15 protein-coding genes are annotated in these 19,064 nt (G+C 75.2%); 7 read left to right on the plus strand and 8 right to left on the minus strand.

Features of this window, described 5'->3' with window-relative positions:
• Positions 1-3: 3 nt before the first annotated feature.
• The 3 genes from ACZ7LK_RS20340 to ACZ7LK_RS20350 all read right to left on the minus strand — a co-directional run bounded on the left by ACZ7LK_RS20340 (position 4) and on the right by ACZ7LK_RS20350 (position 4,381).
• Complete coding sequence (locus ACZ7LK_RS20340) at positions 4-1,530, minus strand: protein kinase domain-containing protein (protein ID WP_392275213.1); 1,527 nt, start codon at positions 1,528-1,530, stop codon at positions 4-6.
• The gene (locus ACZ7LK_RS20345; RefSeq protein WP_469463417.1) at positions 1,527-2,228 is read right to left on the minus strand and encodes a hypothetical protein; all 702 of its coding nucleotides are present in this window, start codon (positions 2,226-2,228) and stop codon (positions 1,527-1,529) included. Before ACZ7LK_RS20345 ends, ACZ7LK_RS20340 begins: the two co-directional genes overlap by 4 nt.
• Before the next feature lie 110 nt (positions 2,229-2,338).
• A complete protein-coding gene (locus ACZ7LK_RS20350; protein WP_392275211.1) occupies positions 2,339-4,381 on the minus strand; it encodes an N-6 DNA methylase in 2,043 nt (680 codons plus the stop codon).
• A gap of 200 nt (positions 4,382-4,581) precedes the next feature.
• Between ACZ7LK_RS20350 and ACZ7LK_RS20355 the strand changes: the two genes are divergently transcribed.
• Together ACZ7LK_RS20355 and ACZ7LK_RS20360 are read left to right on the plus strand one after the other, a co-directional pair.
• Positions 4,582-5,439: a DUF4352 domain-containing protein gene (locus tag ACZ7LK_RS20355; protein WP_469463418.1), complete on the plus strand. Its 858-nt coding sequence runs from the start codon at positions 4,582-4,584 to the stop codon at positions 5,437-5,439.
• 59 nt (positions 5,440-5,498) lie between these two features.
• Positions 5,499-6,260, plus strand: coding sequence for a hypothetical protein (locus ACZ7LK_RS20360; RefSeq protein WP_471142383.1), 762 nt, complete (start codon positions 5,499-5,501; stop codon positions 6,258-6,260).
• 163 nt (positions 6,261-6,423) lie between these two features.
• Here ACZ7LK_RS20360 and ACZ7LK_RS20365 read toward each other — a convergent pair whose 3' ends face one another.
• Entirely contained in the window at positions 6,424-7,224 is an 801-nt protein-coding gene (locus ACZ7LK_RS20365; RefSeq protein ID WP_469463420.1) for an HNH endonuclease family protein, read from the minus strand.
• 116 nt (positions 7,225-7,340) lie between these two features.
• Positions 7,341-8,201, minus strand: coding sequence for an SCO6745 family protein (locus tag ACZ7LK_RS20370; protein ID WP_469463421.1), 861 nt, complete (start codon positions 8,199-8,201; stop codon positions 7,341-7,343).
• Between the two features lie 88 nt (positions 8,202-8,289).
• Here ACZ7LK_RS20370 and ACZ7LK_RS20375 point away from each other — a divergent pair, with 88 nt between their 5' ends.
• Entirely contained in the window at positions 8,290-8,856 is a 567-nt protein-coding gene (locus ACZ7LK_RS20375) for a TetR/AcrR family transcriptional regulator (RefSeq protein ID WP_471142388.1), read from the plus strand.
• Positions 8,857-8,946: 90 nt separating this feature from the next.
• Here the strand turns inward: ACZ7LK_RS20375 and mfd are convergent, their stop codons facing one another.
• Positions 8,947-12,498: a transcription-repair coupling factor gene (mfd, locus tag ACZ7LK_RS20380; protein WP_392275205.1), complete on the minus strand. Its 3,552-nt coding sequence runs from the start codon at positions 12,496-12,498 to the stop codon at positions 8,947-8,949.
• Positions 12,499-12,732: 234 nt separating this feature from the next.
• Between mfd and ACZ7LK_RS20385 the strand changes: the two genes are divergently transcribed.
• The 4 genes from ACZ7LK_RS20385 (at position 12,733) to ACZ7LK_RS20400 (ending at position 16,835) form a co-directional block, all read left to right on the plus strand.
• The gene (locus ACZ7LK_RS20385) at positions 12,733-13,248 is read left to right on the plus strand and encodes a SigE family RNA polymerase sigma factor (protein ID WP_392275204.1); all 516 of its coding nucleotides are present in this window, start codon (positions 12,733-12,735) and stop codon (positions 13,246-13,248) included.
• A complete protein-coding gene (locus tag ACZ7LK_RS20390) occupies positions 13,232-13,642 on the plus strand; it encodes a hypothetical protein (protein WP_471142393.1) in 411 nt (136 codons plus the stop codon). The genes ACZ7LK_RS20385 and ACZ7LK_RS20390 overlap by 17 nt, the downstream gene beginning before the upstream one ends.
• A 24-nt stretch (positions 13,643-13,666) precedes the next feature.
• Positions 13,667-15,112, plus strand: coding sequence for a DUF2079 domain-containing protein (locus tag ACZ7LK_RS20395; RefSeq protein ID WP_392275202.1), 1,446 nt, complete (start codon positions 13,667-13,669; stop codon positions 15,110-15,112).
• 172 nt (positions 15,113-15,284) lie between these two features.
• Positions 15,285-16,835, plus strand: a complete 1,551-nt coding sequence (locus ACZ7LK_RS20400) for an MFS transporter (protein WP_469463425.1) — start codon at positions 15,285-15,287, stop codon at positions 16,833-16,835.
• 85 nt (positions 16,836-16,920) lie between these two features.
• On the opposite strand, the gene ACZ7LK_RS20405 is transcribed toward ACZ7LK_RS20400, so the two are convergent.
• Positions 16,921-17,784: a cellulose-binding protein gene (locus ACZ7LK_RS20405; RefSeq protein WP_471142396.1), complete on the minus strand. Its 864-nt coding sequence runs from the start codon at positions 17,782-17,784 to the stop codon at positions 16,921-16,923.
• Positions 17,785-17,862: 78 nt separating this feature from the next.
• On the minus strand, positions 17,863-19,064 hold a 1,202-nt coding region (locus ACZ7LK_RS20410), incomplete at its 5' end, for an SUKH-4 family immunity protein (protein WP_471142398.1).

Raw genomic sequence — 19,064 nt, forward strand, 5'->3', positions numbered from 1 at the left:
CGCTCAGATCCCGCGCATCCGCTGCTGGCGCTCCAGCGCGCGGCGCAGCTCCGCCGGGAGCGGGTGGTAGGGGCCGTACGCCCGCTCGGAGTCGTAGAGCAGGTTCTGGAGCTGCTGGTGGGCGGCCGTGTGGTCGCCCATCGCCAGGAGCAGGTGTCCGATGCGGTGCCGGATGTCGAAGGCGCGGGACGGGTCCCCGCCGGCGGCCTTGCCGTTCGCGTAGTGGGGCAGGACCGCGCGGTACTCGGCCAGCGCGGCGGCCGTCTCGCCCAGTTGCTCCAGGCACAGCGCCGCGTCGTACCGGAACTGGAGCGTCTGCGGGTCGGCCGGGCCCGCCTCGGCCTCCCGGTCGTCGGCCAGGCGCCGGAGTTCGGGCAGGGCGCGCCGGTACTGGCCGTCGTCCATCAGGGTCGTGGCGTACTGCTTGCGCAGGATCCGGACGACCGGGGAGTGCTCGCCGTGCTCGGCGGCCGCGGCCGGGAGGATCCCGCCGAGGATGTCGACGGCCTGGGTGATGCTGCCCTCGCCGAGCAGCCGCTTGACCTCGTCGACGGCGGCCGCCACGTCGGGCCGGGCCGCGGGCGGCGGGACGGGCGGCTGGGGCACGGCGGCGGGTGTGGTGGCCCGGTCGGGCCAGGGGGCGTGCGGGCGGAGGAAGGGGCGCGTGGGATCCAGCGGGCCGGACGGCATCCCGCGGGCGGGCAGCAGCGGGGCCAGCGCCTCGTACACCTCCTGCGCTCCGGACGGGCGGTGCTGCGGGTCCTTGGCGAGCAGCCGCAGCACCAGCGCCTCGAGCGCCTCGGGGACCTCCGGGCGCAGTTGGCGGACGGGCAGGGGCGGCTCGTAGAGGTGGCGGTGCAGGACGCCGAGGGCGGTGGAGCCGGCGAACGGCACGTTGCCGCTGAGGAGTTCGTGGAGGAGCGCGCCGAGCGCGTACAGGTCGGTGTACGGGCCGACGGCGCCGCCCATGGCCTGCTCGGGTGCCATGTAGGCGGGGCTGCCGATGGGCGAGCCGGTGTGGGTGAGGCGGGTGGTGTCGGTGTCGATGACGGACGCCACGCCCAGGTCGAGGACGGTGACCGTGCCGTCGGGTTTCACCATGACGTTCCGCGGCTTGAGGTCGCGGTGCACGATCGGCACGGCGTGCACCGCGGCGAGCACGGCGCAGAGCTGCGCGGCGACGGACACCGCCCACTGCCACGGGTAGGGGTCGTGCTCGGCCAGGTGGTCGGCGAGGTCGGCGCCCTCCACGTACTGCATGACGAGGAACAGGTCGTCGCCGTCGTTGCCCGCGTCGTGCACGGTGACCAGTCCGGGGTGGGAGACCTGGGCGGTGACGCGGCACTCACGGACGAAGCGGCGGCGCATCTCACCGGCGGCGGTGGCGGCGGCCATGTGGTCGGGGCGCAGCAGCTTCACGGCGACGCGGCGGTCGAGCCGGCCGTCGTAGGCCGTCCAGACCTGGCCCATGCCGCCCTGCCCGATGACCGTGGACAGCTCGTACCGGCCGGCGATGACCCGCCCGTTCACCGGCCCTCTTCCCGGGGACCCCGGGGGTCCTGGCGGAGCAGGTCGCTGAGCTCGTCGAGCTCGGCGCGCACCTGGTCGATGCGCTGCGACGTCGGCTTGGCCTGCGGCTGGGGCTGGGGCTGAGGCTGCGGATGCGGCTGCGGGGAGGGGGTGACCGCGTGCGGGTGGGCCGGCGGTACGGGCGGCCGGGCGGGGGCGCCGGTGTGCGGGTACGAGGAGTGCGGCGGCGCGGCCGGCGGGCCGGCCTGCGGCGTCCGGTACACCGGCGCGGTACCGGCCTGCGACGGGTAGCCGTACGCGGGGTGCGTCGAGGCGGTGGCCGCCGGGGACGGGTAGTACGGCACGGGCGGTGCCTGGCCGGCGGAGAAGTGCCGGATCTCCGCGAACAGGTAGTAGCCCATGACCGCCGCGGCCATGAGGAGCAGCGAGCCGATGGCGATGTCCGACCGGAGCATGCGGAGGTCCTCGGTCGGGTCCGTCATGACCGTGCCGAACGCCACCATGCTCCAGGCCAGCGCGATCCCGAACAGCACCCAGTCCGCGCGCCGGCGGGTCACCAGGGCCAGCCGGAGCATCGTCCCCCACGCCAGCAGTCCGCAACTGCACAGCGGGAGCATGGCGAAGACCACACGCAGCGCGATCACCGACGCTGGGGTCGCGCCGGGGGGCTGCGGCGGCGCGTGGCCGGGGCCGTGCATTGCTGCTCCTGAGTGGTGGTGAGCCGGTACGGGGTCGAGCGTATACAGGGAAACCGACAACTGCCCCGGGGTGTACGGAACCGTTGTCGAACCGATCACCGCTCCCCGCGTCAGGCCTCGACCGTGCCGTCCGTCAGCCCGTCGTACATGCCGCGCACCAGCCGCTCGCCGAGGCGGCCGGCGAGGCGCAGCGCCTCCTCGAACTCGGCGAGCGCCCGGAAGCGTTCGCCGTACCGCCGCTGGTCGGCGAGCGGGAGGCGGGGGAGCTGGAGGCGTCGTACGTCGAGGCGGGTCGCGGTGGAGGCGTAGCTGCTGGCCTGGCGGTTGTTGGCGGTGCCGCGCAGGAAGCCGGCCAGGAACCAGGGGTCGAGCGCCGCCGGGTCGGGGCGCAGGAGCTGGAGGTTGCGCCCGAGGGCCGCGCCCGCGGTGGCCTCGTCGACGACCCGGGCGATGGACCCGCCGCCGAGGACCGGGACGACGACGTCACCGGCGCGTACGAGCACGGGGTCCTCGCCGGTGCCTTCGGGGAGGTTCCCGGAGGGCGGCCGGCCGATCAGGACGTCCTGTTCGGTGAGGACGGGCACCGGGCCGGTGGCGTTGCCGGAGCCGCCCGCGTGGAGTTCCAGGGCGCCGGTCCGGGCGAGTTCGCCGACGGTGACGCCGGGGGGGCGGGCGCCGGGCCCGGCCTGCGGGTCGCGCGCGGGCCGGGCGGGGGGCGGGGTGAGGTCGGCGGTGCGGCGCAGCACGGTGGTCAACCGGTCGCGCACCCCGGCCAGTTCCTCGGCCCCGCCGGCGGCGGCCGGGGGCGGCAGGTGGCGCGCGGGTGCGAGGTCGACGTCGTCGTCGAGGAGCTCGATGACGGGCACCGAGCGGTGGGCGCCGGGCTCGGCGTCGACGGTGCCGTGCTTGTCGAAGGGCAGCCAGGCGTCGAGCACGGCGGTGTGGACGGCGGACCAGTCGAGCTTGTCGCGGCCGGTGTCGGTGTGCTCGGCAGTGTCGACGACCAGCAGTTCCGGTGAGGCGGCGGTGCCCGCGACGGGCTTGCGCAGCACCCACAGGTGGAGGGGGATGCCGTACGGGGGCGCGGCGCCGGCCGGGAGGGCGACGACCGCCCGCAGCGCGCCCCGGCGCAGCAGGTCGGCGCGGATGCGGCGGCCGGAGCGGCGGGAGGCGGCGGCGGGGGGCATCAGCAGGACGGCGGTGCCGCCGGGGCGCAGCCGGGCCAGGGCGTGCTGCACCCAGGCCAGTTCGGACTCGGTGCGGGCGGGGAAGCCGTACTCCCAGCGCGGGTCGTAGGCCAGTTCCTCGTGGCCCCAGTTGCGTTCGTTGAACGGCGGGTGGCACAGCACCGCGTCGGCGGTGAGCCGGGGGAAGGCGTCGGCGCGCAGGGAGTCGCCGGGCCGGGCGCGGACCGCGGCGCCGGAGTGCAGGGCCAGGCGGAGGGCGGTGAGCGCGGCCAGGTCGGGGTCGGTCTCCTGGGCGTACAGCTCGGTGGCCCCGGTGACGGCACGCAGCAGGGCGCCGGTGCCGCAGGCGGGGTCGAGCACGGTCCGGGCCCCTCCGGCGAGCTCGGCCATGAGGGCGGCGGGGCCGGGTGGCGTGAGGGTGTACTGGCGCGGGTTGGCGTCCAGGTGGCGGCCGAGGAGGAATTCGAAGGCCTGGCGGGCGCCGGTCTCGGCGGCCAGTTCGGTGGCGGCGCGCAACAGCGGGACGGACGGGCCGAGTTCGGTGGGGTTCGGGGTGGGGACGGCCCGCCGGTCCCCGAGGCGCAGCGTCAGGACCTCCTCCAGGGCGGCGGGCAGCAGTTCGGTCATGCGCTCGTCGGAAACGGCCGACAGCTCCAGCCAGCCGCTGGACCGGTCGCGTACGAGGAGGAGGGCGCAGCCCGCGTGCACGAGGGCGGTGACCGCTCCGGCGGGGTGCGCGGCGATCTGCTGCCAGACGCGTTCGCGCAGCGGCACCTCGGCCAGCTTGCCCTGGGCGCGCAGCCAGTGCTCGACGTCGGTCAGGGCGAACGAGGGGCTGGTCTCGGTGCCCCCGACGGGCTTGGGGAAGTCGGCGTGCCGGCGCCGCCAGTTGCTGACGGCGGCGCGCCCCACCCCGGCGAGGCGGGCGATCCCGGCCGCGGTCACCTCTGCTGCGTTGTCCGGCACTTGGCTGACTCCTTCCGTCTTCTGCTGTGGCGCGATCCTACAGGCGCGCACAAGAGGGACCGCTTCACAGTGTGACCGGACCCGGAATCTGTGAACCGTGTTGACTCGGTTCACAGCCTCTGGTCTTATTGACCCGTCGCCACACGGGGCAGCCGCAAAGGCCCCGCACACAGACCCTGTCACCGTCCGGGAGGACACCCATGTCCGACTTCACGCAGCAGCCCCAGTACGGCGCCGAGCACCACCACCCGGGCCCCGGTTACGGCGGCGCCCCCGCCCCCGGGCACCGGCCGGCCCGCAACGGGCTCGGCACCGCCGCCCTGGTCCTCGGCATCATCGGCGCCCTGTCCGGCATGATTCCGCTCCTGTTCTGGCTGGCCGGTGTCCTGGGCCTGCTCGCCCTGGTCCTGGGCCTGGTGGGCAACGGCCGGGTCAGGCGGGGCGAGGCGGCGAACAGAGGCGTCACGGTGTCGGGCGCGGTGCTGGGCCTGGTCGCCCTGGTCCTCTCGGTCGTCGGCGCCGTGATCACCTTCAAGGCGGTCGACGACGCGGTGGACGAGATCGACAAGGCACTGAGCAGCACCGCCCCCAAGGACCCCGCCCCGGCCAAGGGCGCCGCTTCCCCCGGGGCGGCCGCCGACGGCGCGGGGAAGGCCGACGAGGGCAAGGCCCTGGCCGCCGGTGACACCTCCGTCTACGACGACGACCTTCAGGTGACGGTTTCCGCCACCAAGCCCGTCAAGCCGGGCGAGTTCGCGATCGGCCACACCGAGGGCAACAAGACCTACGAGGTGACGATCACCGTCGAGAACGCCGGCAAGGCGAAGTTCTCCACCGACAGCCTCACCGTGAGCGCCCGGGCGGGCGAGGACGGGGTGGCCGCAGAGGAGATCTTCGACGGCGACACCTACGGCGCGGGCTTCGCCGGCGCCGTCCTGCCCGGCAAGAAGGCCACCGTCTCGTACGCCTTCGACGCCCCCGCCGACGCCAAGACGCTGACCGTCGAGGTCACCCCCGGCTTCGACTACAACGCCACCCAGTGGGACCTCAAGCTCTGACCCGCTCCCCCACCCGCACCACCCTCCCCCGCTCCCACCCATCCGGAGAGAACACCCCCATGCCTGCCACCGCCCTCCGCACCGTCAAGCGCCCCGCCCTGGCCGTCCTCTGCGCGGCCGCCGCCCTCGGCCTGTCCGCCTGCGGCCCGTCCGGCACCTCCGCGGCCGAGGAGACCGGCCCGTTCGCCGGGCTGTCCGGCCCGCAGATCGCCAACAAGGCCATCAAGGCCACCAAGCAGGCCGACTCGCTGACCCTCGACATGAACGTCAAGACGGCGGACGGGCAGATGAAGGCCTTCATGGCCCTGGACACCAAGGGGCAGTGCGCGGGGACCATATCCATGGGCACCGGCACCGCGGAGGTCATCCGGTCCGGGAAGGTCGCCTACCTGCGCTTCGACGAGGCCTTCCTGCGCGACCAGAACAAGGACGGGTCGAAGGAGGAGACGGAGGCGGTCCTGAAGATGCTCAAGGGCCGCTGGCTGAAGACCGACGTCACGGACCCGGAGGCCAAGGACAGCCTGGAGATGTGCGAACTGAACACGATGCTCTCCGAGTTCGAGACGGGCGCCAACTCCGCCGAGCGCGGCGAGGAGACCACCGTCAACGGCAAGAAGGCGCTCGTGCTCACCGAGAAGGACGGCGACACGACGTACCGGATCTACGTCGCCACGGAGGGCGAGCCGTACCTGCTGAAGCTCGACCAGAAGGGCGGCGAGGAGCCCGGGACGATGACCTTCACCGACTACGGCAAGCCGGTCCCGGCGAAGAAGCCCGCCGCCAAGGAGATCCTCGACCTCGACGAACTCGGCGAGCAGTAAGCGAATTCGGAGGGGACAACAGGGGACACGGGGGTACCACGAAGAACACGGGGGAAGCCGGACGGACCGTCGGAGGGGGCGGCCCGTCCGGCTCCCCCGTCCCGCTCTCCCGTCCCGCCCCCCGGTCCGGCCCCCCGTCGCGCGCCGCCCGGCCGGTGCGGCCTCAACCGCCGCACTGGCCCAGCATCATGTCCTTGTCGGCGGTGGTGACCGGCAGCGCGTACTTCTTCGCCACCTGGGCGAACCGCACCGCGTAGGCGCAGCGGACGGCCTTGTGGGGCGGCAGCCAGGACGCCGGACCGGAGTCGCCCTTGCGGCCGTTCGTCGGGCCGTCCACCGGCAGCAGGTTCAGCGGATCGTTCGCCAGCCGTTCGCGCTTGTCCTCCGGCCAGCGGGAGGCGCCCATCTGCCAGCCGTACGACAGCGGCACGACATGGTCTATCTGCACCTCGGCGGCCCGCTGTTTGCGCCACTGGACGGTCTCGCCGGTGTACGGGTCGTCCAGCGTCATCGCCACGACCACGCAGTCCGAGCCGTCCCGGAACCGCAGGTCCCGGCCGTCGCGGCGCAGCAGGTCGTTGCGGGTGTCGCAGCCGTTGCGGGCCAGCGGCACGCCGTCGGCCGTGTCCGTCCACGCATGGCCGAACTCGTCCCGGTCGTAACCGGTGCGGGGCCCACGGCCCTTCACGGCCAGGCCCTGGATCAGCCGCCGCGCCTCGGCCCGGTCGGCGTCCGAGGCGAGGGGCGCCAGGCCCGGCTTCGTACCGTCGGGGTTGTCCAGCGGGGCGGCCTGCCGCCCGGAGGCCGGCCCCGGGCCGGGCGAGCCGTCGCCGCCCACGACGCCGGCCGCGTCGCACCCGGTGACGAGCGACGCCACCAGGGACGCGGCGAGCGTGAAGGCGGCGGTGGTACGGACCGACGGCCGCGGCGTCCGGGACGTCCGGGGCTTCCGTGTCATGGGCATTCCCGCATGGTAGGCGCCGCGCCCAGGGAGTGTCCGCAAAGTATCGGCGACCGACGACAACGCCGCGAGCGCGCGTGCGGGACACCGCGGGCCGGGCGGGACTTTGCGGACACGACCTAGACCTTGCCGATGCCCAGGGTGTTCTCGGCCGGCAGCAGGCCGCTGGCGATGACGGCGAGCCAGAGCCCGCCGAGGAGCTCGGAGAGCCGCTCCGTCTTCCGCTCGCCGAGCACCGACCAGGGGCCGGCCGCCAGTTCGTCGGTGCGGCGCTCCACCTCCTCGCGCAGGGCGCGGCCCCGTGCCGTCGCGGTACCGCCGGGGGTCAGCAGCCCGCGCGCGACGAGCCGTTCCCCGGCGGCCGCCCACGCCTCCCCGCTCCAGCCGCGGCTCGCGAAGACCTCCGGGGAGGCAGCGCCGATCGCGGCGAAGGAGACGAGGGACTCGGCCGGGTCGAGCCCGGCGGTGAGCAGCGCGGCCAGATGGCCGTCGCCGCGGTGCTCGCGCAGCACGGTGGCGGCCTGCCACAGCACCAGGTGCGGCTCCTCGGGCCACTCCAGGGCAGCGTTGGCGGCGGCGAGGGGCCGCCCGGCGGTCACCGCGGCCCCGGCGGCACGCCGGGCGAGGCGGGCGGCCTCGGCGAGGTCGTCCCCGCCCACCACGTCGCCCAGCAGGCGCCGGTAGAACCGGTCCACCGCCCGCAGCCGGGCGGCCAGGACGTCGGCCGGCGCGGCGACCTCCCAGGCGGCCGGCACGTACCGCTCCACCATGGCGGGGCTGAAGCCGTAGAAGGCGGACGCGACCTGTCCGGCGCCCACCGGGCCGAGCGGCGCCGCCCGCCACGCGAAGTAGGACGGCCAGCGCTCCTCCGTCCCGTAGCCGAGGGCGGCGGCCTCCTCGGACGCCTCCGGCGCGTAGTAGAGCACGGCGTGCACCGGTTCCAGCAGGTGCCAGAGCTGACGTACCCGGGCGAGTTCCATGACCGACCCCCATCTAGGCGATGACTAGATTCAGCGTGCGCGCGGCATCCGAACTTGTCAATGCCTAGATAGGGATTACGCTGGGGCCATGACGACGAGCAGCGGCGGCCGCCGTGCCTACCACCACGGCGACCTGCGGCGGGCCGTCCTGACCGCCGCCCTGGACGTCATCGCGTCCGACGGCCCGGCCGCCCTGAGCCTGAGGGACCTGGCCCGCCGCGCGGGGGTCTCGCACGCGGCCCCGGCCCACCACTTCAAGGACCGCGCCGGCCTGCTGACCGCCGTCGCGGCCGAGGGCTTCGACCTCCTGGCGGCGGCCCTGGCGGACGCGGCCGACCTCACCGACGCGGGCGTGCGTTACGTCCGCTTCGCGCGGGACCACCCGGCCCACTTCGCGGTCATGTTCCAGCCGGGCCTCCACCGCCCGGAGGACCCGGACCTGCTGGCGGCCCGGACCCGGGCCGGCGACCGCCTCCGGGAGGCCGTGTCCGAGGTGGCCGGCCAGGACGACCCCCGGCTCGCCGGGGTCGCGGCCTGGTCCCTCGCCCATGGCTTCGCGACCCTGCTGCTGACGCACAACCTCACCGGCCCGGTGGGCGACCGGGAGCCCGAGGACGTCTTCCGGTCACTGGCCGGGATGCTCTTCAGACGCTGACGCCGAGGCCGGCGCCGACGCGCTGGCGGGCCGCCGGCCGGGCGCCGGCGACCGGCCGGGACACCGTCCGGGCGCCGGCGAAGGGCGTCCCTACCCGAGGATCGTCGTCAGGAACTCGCCCGTCCAGGCCAGCAGTTCACGGCCCACCACCGGCTTGCCGCCGATCTTGCCCGTGGTCGGGCGGGGCACCAGGATCTGCTGGACCTGCGGCTTGATCACCGTGCGCGGGTGCAGCCGCTTCAGGCGCAGCTCCTGCGACTCGCGCAGCTCCACCGGGGCGAAGCGCACGTTCGGGCCCTGGAGGACGATCTCGCCGACACCGCACGCGCGGGCCAGCATCCGCAGCCCGGCCACCAGCAGCAGGTTCTCCACCGGCTCGGGGAGCTTGCCGTAACGGTCGGTCAGCTCCTCCCGCACCGCCGCGATGTCCTCCTCCGAGTTGGCGGAGGCGATCGCCCGGTACGCCTGGAGGCGCAGCCGCTCGCCCGGCGCGTAGTCGTGCGGGACGTGCGCGTCGACCGGCAGCTCGATCTTGACCTCCAGCGGCGGCTCCTCCTCCACGCCGCCCTCCAGGGAGGCGCGGTAGTCGGCGACCGCCTCGCCCACCATGCGGACGTACAGGTCGAAGCCGACGCCCGCGATGTGACCGGACTGCTCACCGCCCAGCAGGTTGCCCGCGCCGCGGATCTCCAGGTCCTTCATCGCCACGTACATGCCGGCGCCCATCTCGGTGTGCTGGGCGATCGTGGCGAGGCGCTCGTGGGCGGTCTCGGTGAGCGGCTTCTCCGGCGGGTAGAGGAAGTACGCGTACCCCCGCTCGCGGCCACGGCCCACCCGGCCGCGCAACTGGTGGAGCTGCGACAGCCCGAAGTTGTCGCCCCGCTCCACGATGAGGGTGTTGGCGTTCGAGATGTCGATGCCCGACTCCACGATGGTGGTGGAGACCAGCACGTCGAACTTCTTCTCCCAGAAGTCGACGACCACCTGCTCCAGCGCCGACTCGCCCATCTGGCCGTGCGCCGTGGCGATGCGGGCCTCCGGGACGATGTCCCGCAGCCGGGCCGCCGCCCGGTCGATCGACTCCACCCGGTTGTGGATGTAGAAGACCTGGCCCTCGCGCAGCAGCTCACGGCGGATCGCCGCGCCGATCTGCTTCTCCTCGTACGGGCCGACGAAGGTCAGCACCGGGTGCCGCTCCTCCGGGGGCGTGGTGATGGTCGACATCTCGCGGATGCCGGTCACCGCCATCTCCAGGGTGCGCGGGATCGGGGTCGCGGACATGGTGAGCACGTCGACGTTGGCCCGCAGCTTCTTGAGCTGCTCCTTGTGCTCGACGCCGAAGCGCTGCTCCTCGTCGACGACGACCAGACCCAGGTCCTTGAACTTCGTCTCGGACGAGAACAGCCGGTGCGTACCGATGACGATGTCGACCGAGCCGTCCTTCAGCCCCTCCAGGGTGGCCTTCGCCTCGGTGTCGGTCTGGAAGCGGGACAGGGCGCGCACGACGACCGGGAACTGCGAGTACCGCTCGGAGAACGTGCCGAAGTGCTGCTGCACCAGGAGCGTGGTGGGGACGAGGACCGCCACCTGCTTGCCGTCCTGCACCGCCTTGAACGCCGCCCGCACGGCGATCTCCGTCTTGCCGTAGCCGACGTCGCCGCAGATCAGCCGGTCCATCGGGACCGTCTTCTCCATGTCCTCCTTCACCTCGGCGATGGTGGAGAGCTGGTCGGGGGTCTCGGCGTACGGGAAGGCGTCCTCCAGCTCCCGCTGCCAGGGCGTGTCGGGGCCGAAGGCGTGGCCCGGGGCCGCCATCCGGGCGCTGTACAGCTTGATCAGGTCGGCGGCGATCTCCTTGACGGCCTTCTTGGCGCGCGCCTTGGTCTTGGTCCAGTCGGCGCCGCCGAGCCGGTGCAGGGTGGGCGCCTCGCCGCCGACGTACTTGGTGACCTGCTCCAGTTGGTCGGTCGGGATGTACAGCCGGTCGCCGGGCTGGCCGCGCTTGGCCGGGGCGTACTCGACCAGCAGGTACTCGCGGGTGGCGCCCTGGACCGTGCGCTGCACCATCTCGATGTAGCGGCCCACGCCGTGCTGCTCGTGCACGATGTAGTCGCCGGCCTCCAGGGTCAGCGGGTCGATCGTCTTGCGGCGCCGCGTCGGCATCCGCTGCCCGTCCTTGCCGGCCGCCTTCTGGCCGGTGAGGTCGGTCTCGGTGAGGACGGCGAGCTTGAGCGCCGGGTCGACGAACCCGTACTCGATGGACCCGCACGCCACGTGCACCACGGACGGCGAGATGTCCGTCAGGTCGCCGTCCAGGCGGGCCGCGATGCCTTCGCCGCCCAGCACCTCGACCGTGCGGGCCGCCGGGCCGTGGGCCTCGGTGACGTACACCGTCCGCCAGCCGTCGGCCAGCCAGCCCTTGGTGTCGGCGAGCGCGCGGGCGGTGTCGCCGCGGTACGCCTCCGGGGCGCGCATGCCCAGCTTGAGGGTGTCCGCGTCGAGCGACCCCGCCGGCTCGTCGGCCGAGGTGAACGCGGCCGCGAACGGCGACACCGACCACCACATCATGCCCAGCTCGCGGGCCCGGTCCCGGACGTCCGCGATGCCCCACAGCGACGCCGCGCCCACGTCGATCGGCGCCTCGCCGCCACCGGCGGTCGCCGCCCACGAAGCCTGGAGGAACTCCTGGGAGGTGGCCACCAGGTCGGCCGCCCGGGTGCGCACCCGCTCGGGGTCGCACACCACCGCCATGGAGCCCTTCGGCAGCACATCCAGCAGCAGCTCCATGTCGTCGACCAGCACCGGCGCCAGGGACTCCATGCCCTCGACGGCGATGCCCTCGGCGATCTTCCCCAGCAGTTCGGCCAGCTCCGGGTGCTGCTCGGCCAGGGCCGCCGCCCGTCGCCTCACGGAGTCCGTCAGCAGCAGCTCCCGGCACGGCGGCGCCCACAGACCGTGCTCGGCGACCTCCAGGGACCGCTGGTCGGCCACCTTGAAGTACCGGATCTCCTCGACGTCGTCGCCCCAGAACTCGACGCGCAGCGGGTGCTCCTCGGTCGGCGGGAACACGTCCAGGATCCCGCCGCGCACCGCGAACTCGCCGCGCTTCTCGACCAGCTCCACGCGCGCGTACGCGGCGGCGGCGAGGCCCTCCACCACCTCGTCCAGGTCCGCCCGCTGCCCCGTGCGCAGCGCCACCGGCTCCAGGTCGCCCAGCCCCTTGACCTGCGGCTGGAGCACGGAACGCACCGGTGCGACGACCACCGAGACGGGCCCGGTCGCCGGGTCGTCCGGCGCCGGGTGGGCCAGCCGGCGCAGCACGGCCAGGCGGCGGCCCACGGTGTCGGAGCGGGGCGAGAGCCGCTCGTGCGGCAGCGTCTCCCAGGACGGGTACTCCACGACGGTGTCCGGGTCCAGCAGGGTGCGCAGCGCCGCCGCCAGGTCCTCCGCCTCCCGGCCGGTCGCCGTCACTGCCAGGACCGGCCGGCCGGCGTCCCGGGCCAGCGCGGCGAGCGCGAAGGGGCGGGCGGCGGGCGGGCCGACCAGGTCGACGTGGGGCCGGTGGCCGTCGGCGGCGGCCTTCACCGCTTCGGTGAGGGCCGGGTCCTTGACGACGGCGTCGAGCAGACCGTGCAAGCTCATGAAGGCTTCCATCCGGGGGTGAGGGCAACGCGAAGGGCCCGACACGTCGCACGGGCCGGGGGTTTCCCAGCGTACGACGTCGGTACGACACCCGCCCCCGAAACCTCCCCCGCCCCACCGGGCACGCCCGGACCGGGAGGGGACCGGCCGGAAATTCGTGCGGCGGCGTGTCAACCGGACCGGTCCCCCCGGACGTATACGCCATGAGACCTGTCCGATCCGCTGGGAGCCGCATTGACCGACGAGGAGTTCCAGGAGCTGTACGCGCACTCCACCACGCGGCTCGTCGGCCAGCTCTACCTGATGACGGGCGACCTCCACGAGGCCCAGGACGTGGTCCAGGAGGCGTTCGTCCGCGCCTGGGGGCGCCGCTCCCGGCTGTCCCGGGACGCCGGGCCGGAGGCCTGGATCCGAACCGTCGCCTGGCGGCTCGCCGTCAGCCGGTGGCGCCGCGGCCGGCGGGCCGCCGAGGCGTGGCGCCGGCACGGCCACGGGGCCACCGGCACGGTGCCCGCCCCGGGCCCGGGGACGGTCGCCCTGGTCACGGCGCTGCGCCGGCTGCCCGACCGGCAGCGGCGGGTGGCCGTCCTGCACTACGTCTGCGACCTGAGCGTGGAGCAGGTGGCCGCCGAGACCGGCATCTCGGCGGGCACGGTCAAGACGCACCTGTCGCGGGCCAGGACCGCCCTCGCACCCCACCTCTCCGCCACCGAGGAAGCCGAGGAGCAGCACGGTGACCGAGCCATGTGACGAACCCCCCGCCCGCCCCGGCGACCCGGCGGGCGGCCCTGTCTCACCGGGCGTCGACCGGGCTCTGGCCGCCGCCCTCAAGGCGGCCGCCTCGGCCGGTGCCCGGGCGATGGTGCCGGAGCCGGCCCCACGGGTGGCGGCACGCGGGCGGCGCCGGCGGCGACGTACCGTGGCGGCCGCGGCCGCCACCGCCGTCTGCGTCCTGGCCACGACGGGCGCGCTCGCGGTGCTCGGGCTCCGCCCGGACCCGCCTTCCCCGCCGTCGGCCCCGTCCCCTTCCCCGTCCGCCGTCTCCCCGTCCGCCGTCCCCCCGTCCCCGTCCGTCACGCCCACCGGTACGGCCTTCCCCTCGTCCTCCCCGACCCCGACCCCGACCGGGTCCCGTACCCCGTAAGCGACCCCAAGGAGTCCCCCACCCATGCGCGGAGCCCTCCTCGCCCCGCCCGCCGGCGGCACCCGGCCGTTCCGAATACCCGGCGCGCGCCGCCCCTCGCCGCCCGGAACCCGGCCGCGGCCCCGGGCGGACCGCGCCCCGTACCTCCTGGCGCTGGCGCTGTTCACCGCGTACGCGACCCTCTCCGTCCTCCGGTACCGCCGCCTGGGGACACGCTCCTGGGACCTGGGCATCTTCGAGCAGGCCATCCGCGGCTACGCCCACCTCCAGGCCCCCGTCGCCGACCTCAAGGGGCCGGGCGCCAACGTCCTGGGCGACCACTTCAGCCCCGTCACCGCCCTCCTCGCCCCCGCCTACCGGCTCTTCCCCACGCCCGTCACCCTCCTCGTCGCCCAGGCCGCCCTCTTCGCCCTCGCCGCCGTGCCGGTCACGCGCGCCGCGACCCGGCTCCTGGGCCGGGGCGGCGGGACGGCCACCGGCATCGCGTACGGGCTGTCGTGGGGCATCCAGCAGGCGGTCGACTTCGACTTCCACGAGATCTGCTTCGCCGTCCCGCTGATCGCCTTCTCCCTCGAAGCCGTTCTCGCCCGCCGGTGGCGCGCCGCACTCCTGCTGGCGGCGCCCCTCGTGCTGGTCAAGGAGGACCTGGGCCTCACGCTCACCGCGACGGCCCTGGTGGTGGCCTGGCGGGCGCACCGGCAGGCGCCCCGGACCGCCCTGTACGCGATCGGCGTCGCCGTCCTCGGCGCGGCCGCCACCCTCCTCACCCTCACCACCGTCATCCCGGCCTTCAGCACCACCGGCGGCTACGACTACTGGACCAAGGTCGAGGGCGGTCCCTCCCCCTTCTCCGGCGCCGACACCAAGCTGCGCACCCTCGCGTGGCTGCTGGTTCCCACGACCGGCCTGCTCGCCCTCCGCTCCCCCCTGCTGCTGGTGGGCGCACCCACCCTGGGCTGGCGGTTCCTGTCCGGGGACGACCACTACTGGTCCACCGACTGGCACTACAGCGCCGTCCTGATGCCCGTGCTGTTCCTCGCCCTCACCGACGCCGTCGACGTCTCCCGCCGCAGCCCGCGCCCCTGGCTGCGGGCGTACGCCGACCGGCTGCCCGCCTGCGCCGCCGCGGCCGCGCTCGCCCTCACCACGTCGCTGCCGCTCGCGACGCTCACCGAGTCCGCCCCCTACCGCAAGGCCCCGCGGGTCACCGCCGCCGAGGACCTCCTCGCCCGGATCCCGGACGGCGCGACGGTCGAGGCCAACGTGGGGCCGGTCAGCCGCCTCGCCGGCCGGTGCCGGGTGCTGTGGGTCGGCGACACCCGGGAGGTGACGCCCGGCTGGATCGCGCTCGACAACACCTCCGGCTGGCTGCGCGACCCGCACGCCTACGCCCGGCAGCTCCACCCGGACGCCCGCTACCGCCTGGTGGGGGAGGCCGGCGGCTACCTGCTGCTGGAGCGCCGCGCCTGAAGAGGCCGCCGGGACCGGGGGGCCTCCGGGGCCGGGGGCCACCGCGACCGGGGGCGGGGCCGCCGGGGCCGGGGGCCATCGCGACCCGGGGCGGGGGCCACCGCGACCGGGGGCCTCCGGGGCCCCGCAACCCCGTGACGGCCGCACCCCCGCATGGAATGCTGCTCCATACATGCATCCGGATGTCCGAAGTCCTGGGGGGAACGTGAGCGGCGCCGCCGGCCGAGCAGACCGCACCGAGGACGGTGCCACCCCCGGGCAGCCGGAGCGTCCGGGCCCCGCGGCCCCGGCCCGCGGGCGCGGCCCGGTCGTCGCCGCGCTGATGATGGGCATGGCCCTGGCCGCGCTCGACGGCACGGTCGTCTCCACAGCCGTGCCGCAGATCGTCGGCGACCTCGGCGGGCTCTCCGTCTTCTCCTGGCTGTTCTCCGGCTACCTGCTCGCCGTGACCGTCACCCTGCCGGTGTACGGGAAGCTCTCCGACACCTTCGGCCGCAAACCGGTCCTGATCGCCGGCATAGTCCTGTTCCTCCTGGGCTCCCTGCTGTGCGCCGTCGCCTGGAGCATGGCGTCCCTGATCGCCTTCCGGGTCGTCCAGGGGCTCGGCGGCGGGGCGCTCCAGGGCACCGTGCAGACCCTGGCCGCCGACCTGTACCCGCTCAAGGAGCGCCCCAGGATCCAGGCCCGGCTCTCCACGGTGTGGGCGACGTCCTCCGTGGCCGGACCGGCCCTGGGCGGGCTGCTCGCGGGGTACGCCGACTGGCGCTGGATCTTCCTGGTCAACCTGCCCGTCGGGGCCGCCGCCCTCTGGCTCGTCGTCCGCCACCTCGCCGAACCCGCCCGTGACCGCGCGCGGGCGGGGGCCCGGGTCGACTGGCCGGGCGCGCTGGCGGTCTTCGGCACCGGTACGTTGCTGCTGACGGCCCTCGTCCAGGGCGGCGTCGCCTGGCCCTGGCTCTCCGCGCCTTCCCTGGCGCTGTTCGCGGGCGCGGCGGTCCTCGCGGCCGTCACCGTCCTCGTCGAGCGCCGCGCCGCCGAGCCGATCATCCCGGGCTGGGTCTGGCGCCGCCGCACCATAGCGGCGGTCAACCTGTCACTGGGCGCCCTGGGCCTGCTGATGGTCGCCCCGACGGTCTTCCTGCCCACCTACGCCCAGTCCGTGCTGGGCCTCGGCCCCGTCGCCGCCGGTTTCGTCCTGTCCGCGATGACCCTGTCCTGGCCGATCAGCGCGGCGTTCTCCAACCGCGTCTACACCCGGATCGGCTTCCGGCTCACCGCCGTCACCGGCATGACGCTCGCCGTCCTGGTGCTGCTGTCCTTCCCGTTGCTGCCCTACCCGGGCGAGCCGTGGCAGCCCGCCCTCGTCATGCTGCTGCTGGGCGCCGCCCTGGGCCTGTTCCAGCTCCCCCTCATCGTGGGCGTCCAGTCCACCGTCCCCTGGTCGGAGCGCGGCACCACCACCGCGTCCGTCCTCTTCTGCCGCCAGGTCGGCCAGAGCCTGGGCGCGGCGCTCTTCGGCGCCGTCGCCAACGCCGTCCTCGCCGGCCGGCTCGCCGGGGGCGACCTCGACGACCCCGCCACGCTCACGCCCACGGCGGTGGACGCCGCGGTGGAGTACGTCTACCTGGGCGCGGCGGCCGCCGGCGCGCTGGCCCTCGTGGTGCTCCTGACCCTGGCCCCGCGCCGCTTCCCGGTCCTCCCGGACGACGACCGCGCCGCGTGACCCCGGGCGGCGGGGCGCGGGGGCGGCGTCCGCGGCGGGGCGGGGCGAGACGCGGGGGCGGCGGGGCGCGGGGGCGGGCGCGGGGCTACTCCGCCACCCGGCCCGTCAGGGCCGCCAGGCTGCTGCGGACATGCGCCATGTGGGCGCGCACCTCGTCGCGGGCCGTGTCGTGTTCCCGGAGGATCCGCCCGGTCTCGCGCTCCACCCGCTCGGCCCGCAGCCGCGCCTCCGCGAGGAGCGCCGCCGCCCGCGCGTCCGCCTCCTCCTGGTCGTGCCGCGCCTGTTCGGCCACCGCCGCCAGCGCCCGCTCCGCCTCCGCGAGCCGCGCCCGGGCCGCCCCGGTCAGCCCGTCGTGCCGCGCCGTCAGCTCCGCCTCCCGCTCGGCCGCCGCACGCTCCGCCGCCTCCCACCGCTCGGCGTGCCGGGCGTCCTGCGCGGCCACCAGCCGCTCCGCGCGCTCCCGGGCCTCCCGCAGCGCGGCCAGCCCCTCACCGCGCCGCTCCTCCGCCTCGGCGAGGGCGTCCGCCCGCAGCTCCCCGGCCGTGTGCCGGGCGGCCGCCAGGGTCTCCTCCGCCAGCGCCTCGGCCCGGCCCCGTACCTCCCGGGCCGCCTCCCGCGCCGCGTCCCGCACCGACCGGGCCGCCTCCTCCGCCTCGTCCGCCAGGCGCCGCGCCTCCTCCAGTGCGTCCGCCCGCAGCGCCTCGGCCTCCTCCTCGGCGAGCGCCAGGATCCGCTGCGCCCGGTGGCTCAGGGTCTCGTACCGCTGGGGCGGCAACTCCGCGACGAACGCCCGCAGCCGCGCCGCCTCGGCGGCCACCTCCCCGGCCCGTACCTCCAGTTGGTCCGCCCGCCGCCGCGCGGCGTCCCGGTCCGACTCCAGTGCGGCGACGGCCCGGTCCACCTGCTCGGTCCGGTAGCCACGCCCCCATACGACAGCGAAACCGCTCATGACTGACGCCCCTTTCCCCGGTCCAGGATGCAACAACCCGTACCGGTGGAAAGGGGCGTCCGTGCGCCAAGCCGCGGCTTAAAGCAGGCCGTCCCACATCTGTTCGAGGAGGACCGACCACCAGCTCTCCGGCGACGACAGGGCCGCCGGGTCCAGCATCGCCAACTGCGCCTGGAAATCGACCGTCCAGCGGCCCGCCTGCTCCGGCGTCAGCCCGAACCGCAGCCGCCACATCCGGCCCAGCAGCGCCAGGCACCGGGTGAACTCCGGCAGCCCGCTGTTGACGAACTGCGGTGCCGCCGGGCGCCCGTCCGGTCCCGCCTCCACCGGCACGGCCACGATGTGCGCCGTGCCGTACTGGACGCAGACGGCCCGCCCGAAGTCCGACCCGATCACCAGGTACGAACCCGCGTCGGACGCCGGCTGCACCTGCCGCTGCGCGGCCAGTTCGGCCAGCGTCGGCACCACCGGCTGGGCCGGCTGCGCCCAGAAGAACGGTCCGAAGTCCGCCGGCAGACCGGCCCACACCAGGGTGCGCGCCACCAGCTCCGGCACGCCCTGCCGTGACACGGCCCGCTGGTCGAACCGGCAGATGCCCTGCGGTCCGAACGCCCCCACCAGCTCCTGCGCGATGCCCTCCGGCGGGACCGGCGGCGCCGGCTGCACGGGCGGCAGCGGCACCCGCAGCGGCGCCGGACGCGCCGGTCCGTCGGCGACCTGGTGCAACTCGCCCTGGTGGGCGATCAGTTGTCCCATGCCCTGCTGGCGGCTCGCGTGGTCCCGCCCGTACGGGGCGATCGACGTGATCCGCGCCTGCGGCCAGGTCTCCCGGATCATCCGGGCGCAGTACCCGCCCGGCAGCTCGCACGACTCCAGCTCGGTGTGCAGCTCCAGCACCTGCTGCGGCGGCACGTTCATGGCGCGCAGCTCGTGCAGGATCTGCCACTCGGGGTGCGGCGTGCCCGGCGCCGAGCGGCGGATGAGCTGGGCCTCGGAGCCGTCGGGCGCGCGGTAGCGCAGCACCGCCTGGTAGCCGGGGCCGACGGTCGGCAGACCGGTGGGCGGCGCTTGCGGGTAGCCGTACGCGGGCGGCGCCGGAGCCGGGGGCGGCACCGGACCGGGCGCACCGCCCGGACCGGGCTGGGCCAGCATCGTCGCCGCGTGGTGCACCCCGCCGCCGGGCTGCCCCGGAGGCGCGGGGGGCGGAGGCGTGCCGGGGCCTCCGTGCGTGCCGGGAGCACCCGGAGCGCCGGGCGGACCGGGCGGCGCCGGCGTACCGG

It is taken from the genome of Streptomyces sp. NPDC039423 (assembly GCF_055598725.1).

What these genes read in the sequence shown, in the direction of transcription:
- ACZ7LK_RS20345 (WP_469463417.1), bottom strand. Translation starts at nt 2,228, where the DNA reads ATGCACGGCCCCGGCCACGCGCCGCCGCAGCCCCCCGGCGCGACCCCA.
- ACZ7LK_RS20355 (WP_469463418.1), top strand. Translation starts at nt 4,582, where the DNA reads ATGTCCGACTTCACGCAGCAGCCCCAGTACGGCGCCGAGCACCACCAC.
- ACZ7LK_RS20360 (WP_471142383.1), top strand. Translation starts at nt 5,499, where the DNA reads ATGCCTGCCACCGCCCTCCGCACCGTCAAGCGCCCCGCCCTGGCCGTC.
- ACZ7LK_RS20365 (WP_469463420.1), bottom strand. Translation starts at nt 7,224, where the DNA reads ATGCCCATGACACGGAAGCCCCGGACGTCCCGGACGCCGCGGCCGTCG.
- ACZ7LK_RS20370 (WP_469463421.1), bottom strand. Translation starts at nt 8,201, where the DNA reads ATGGAACTCGCCCGGGTACGTCAGCTCTGGCACCTGCTGGAACCGGTG.
- ACZ7LK_RS20375 (WP_471142388.1), top strand. Translation starts at nt 8,290, where the DNA reads ATGACGACGAGCAGCGGCGGCCGCCGTGCCTACCACCACGGCGACCTG.
- mfd (WP_392275205.1), bottom strand. Translation starts at nt 12,498, where the DNA reads ATGAGCTTGCACGGTCTGCTCGACGCCGTCGTCAAGGACCCGGCCCTC.
- ACZ7LK_RS20395 (WP_392275202.1), top strand. Translation starts at nt 13,667, where the DNA reads ATGCGCGGAGCCCTCCTCGCCCCGCCCGCCGGCGGCACCCGGCCGTTC.
- ACZ7LK_RS20400 (WP_469463425.1), top strand. Translation starts at nt 15,285, where the DNA reads ATGCATCCGGATGTCCGAAGTCCTGGGGGGAACGTGAGCGGCGCCGCC.
- ACZ7LK_RS20405 (WP_471142396.1), bottom strand. Translation starts at nt 17,784, where the DNA reads ATGAGCGGTTTCGCTGTCGTATGGGGGCGTGGCTACCGGACCGAGCAG.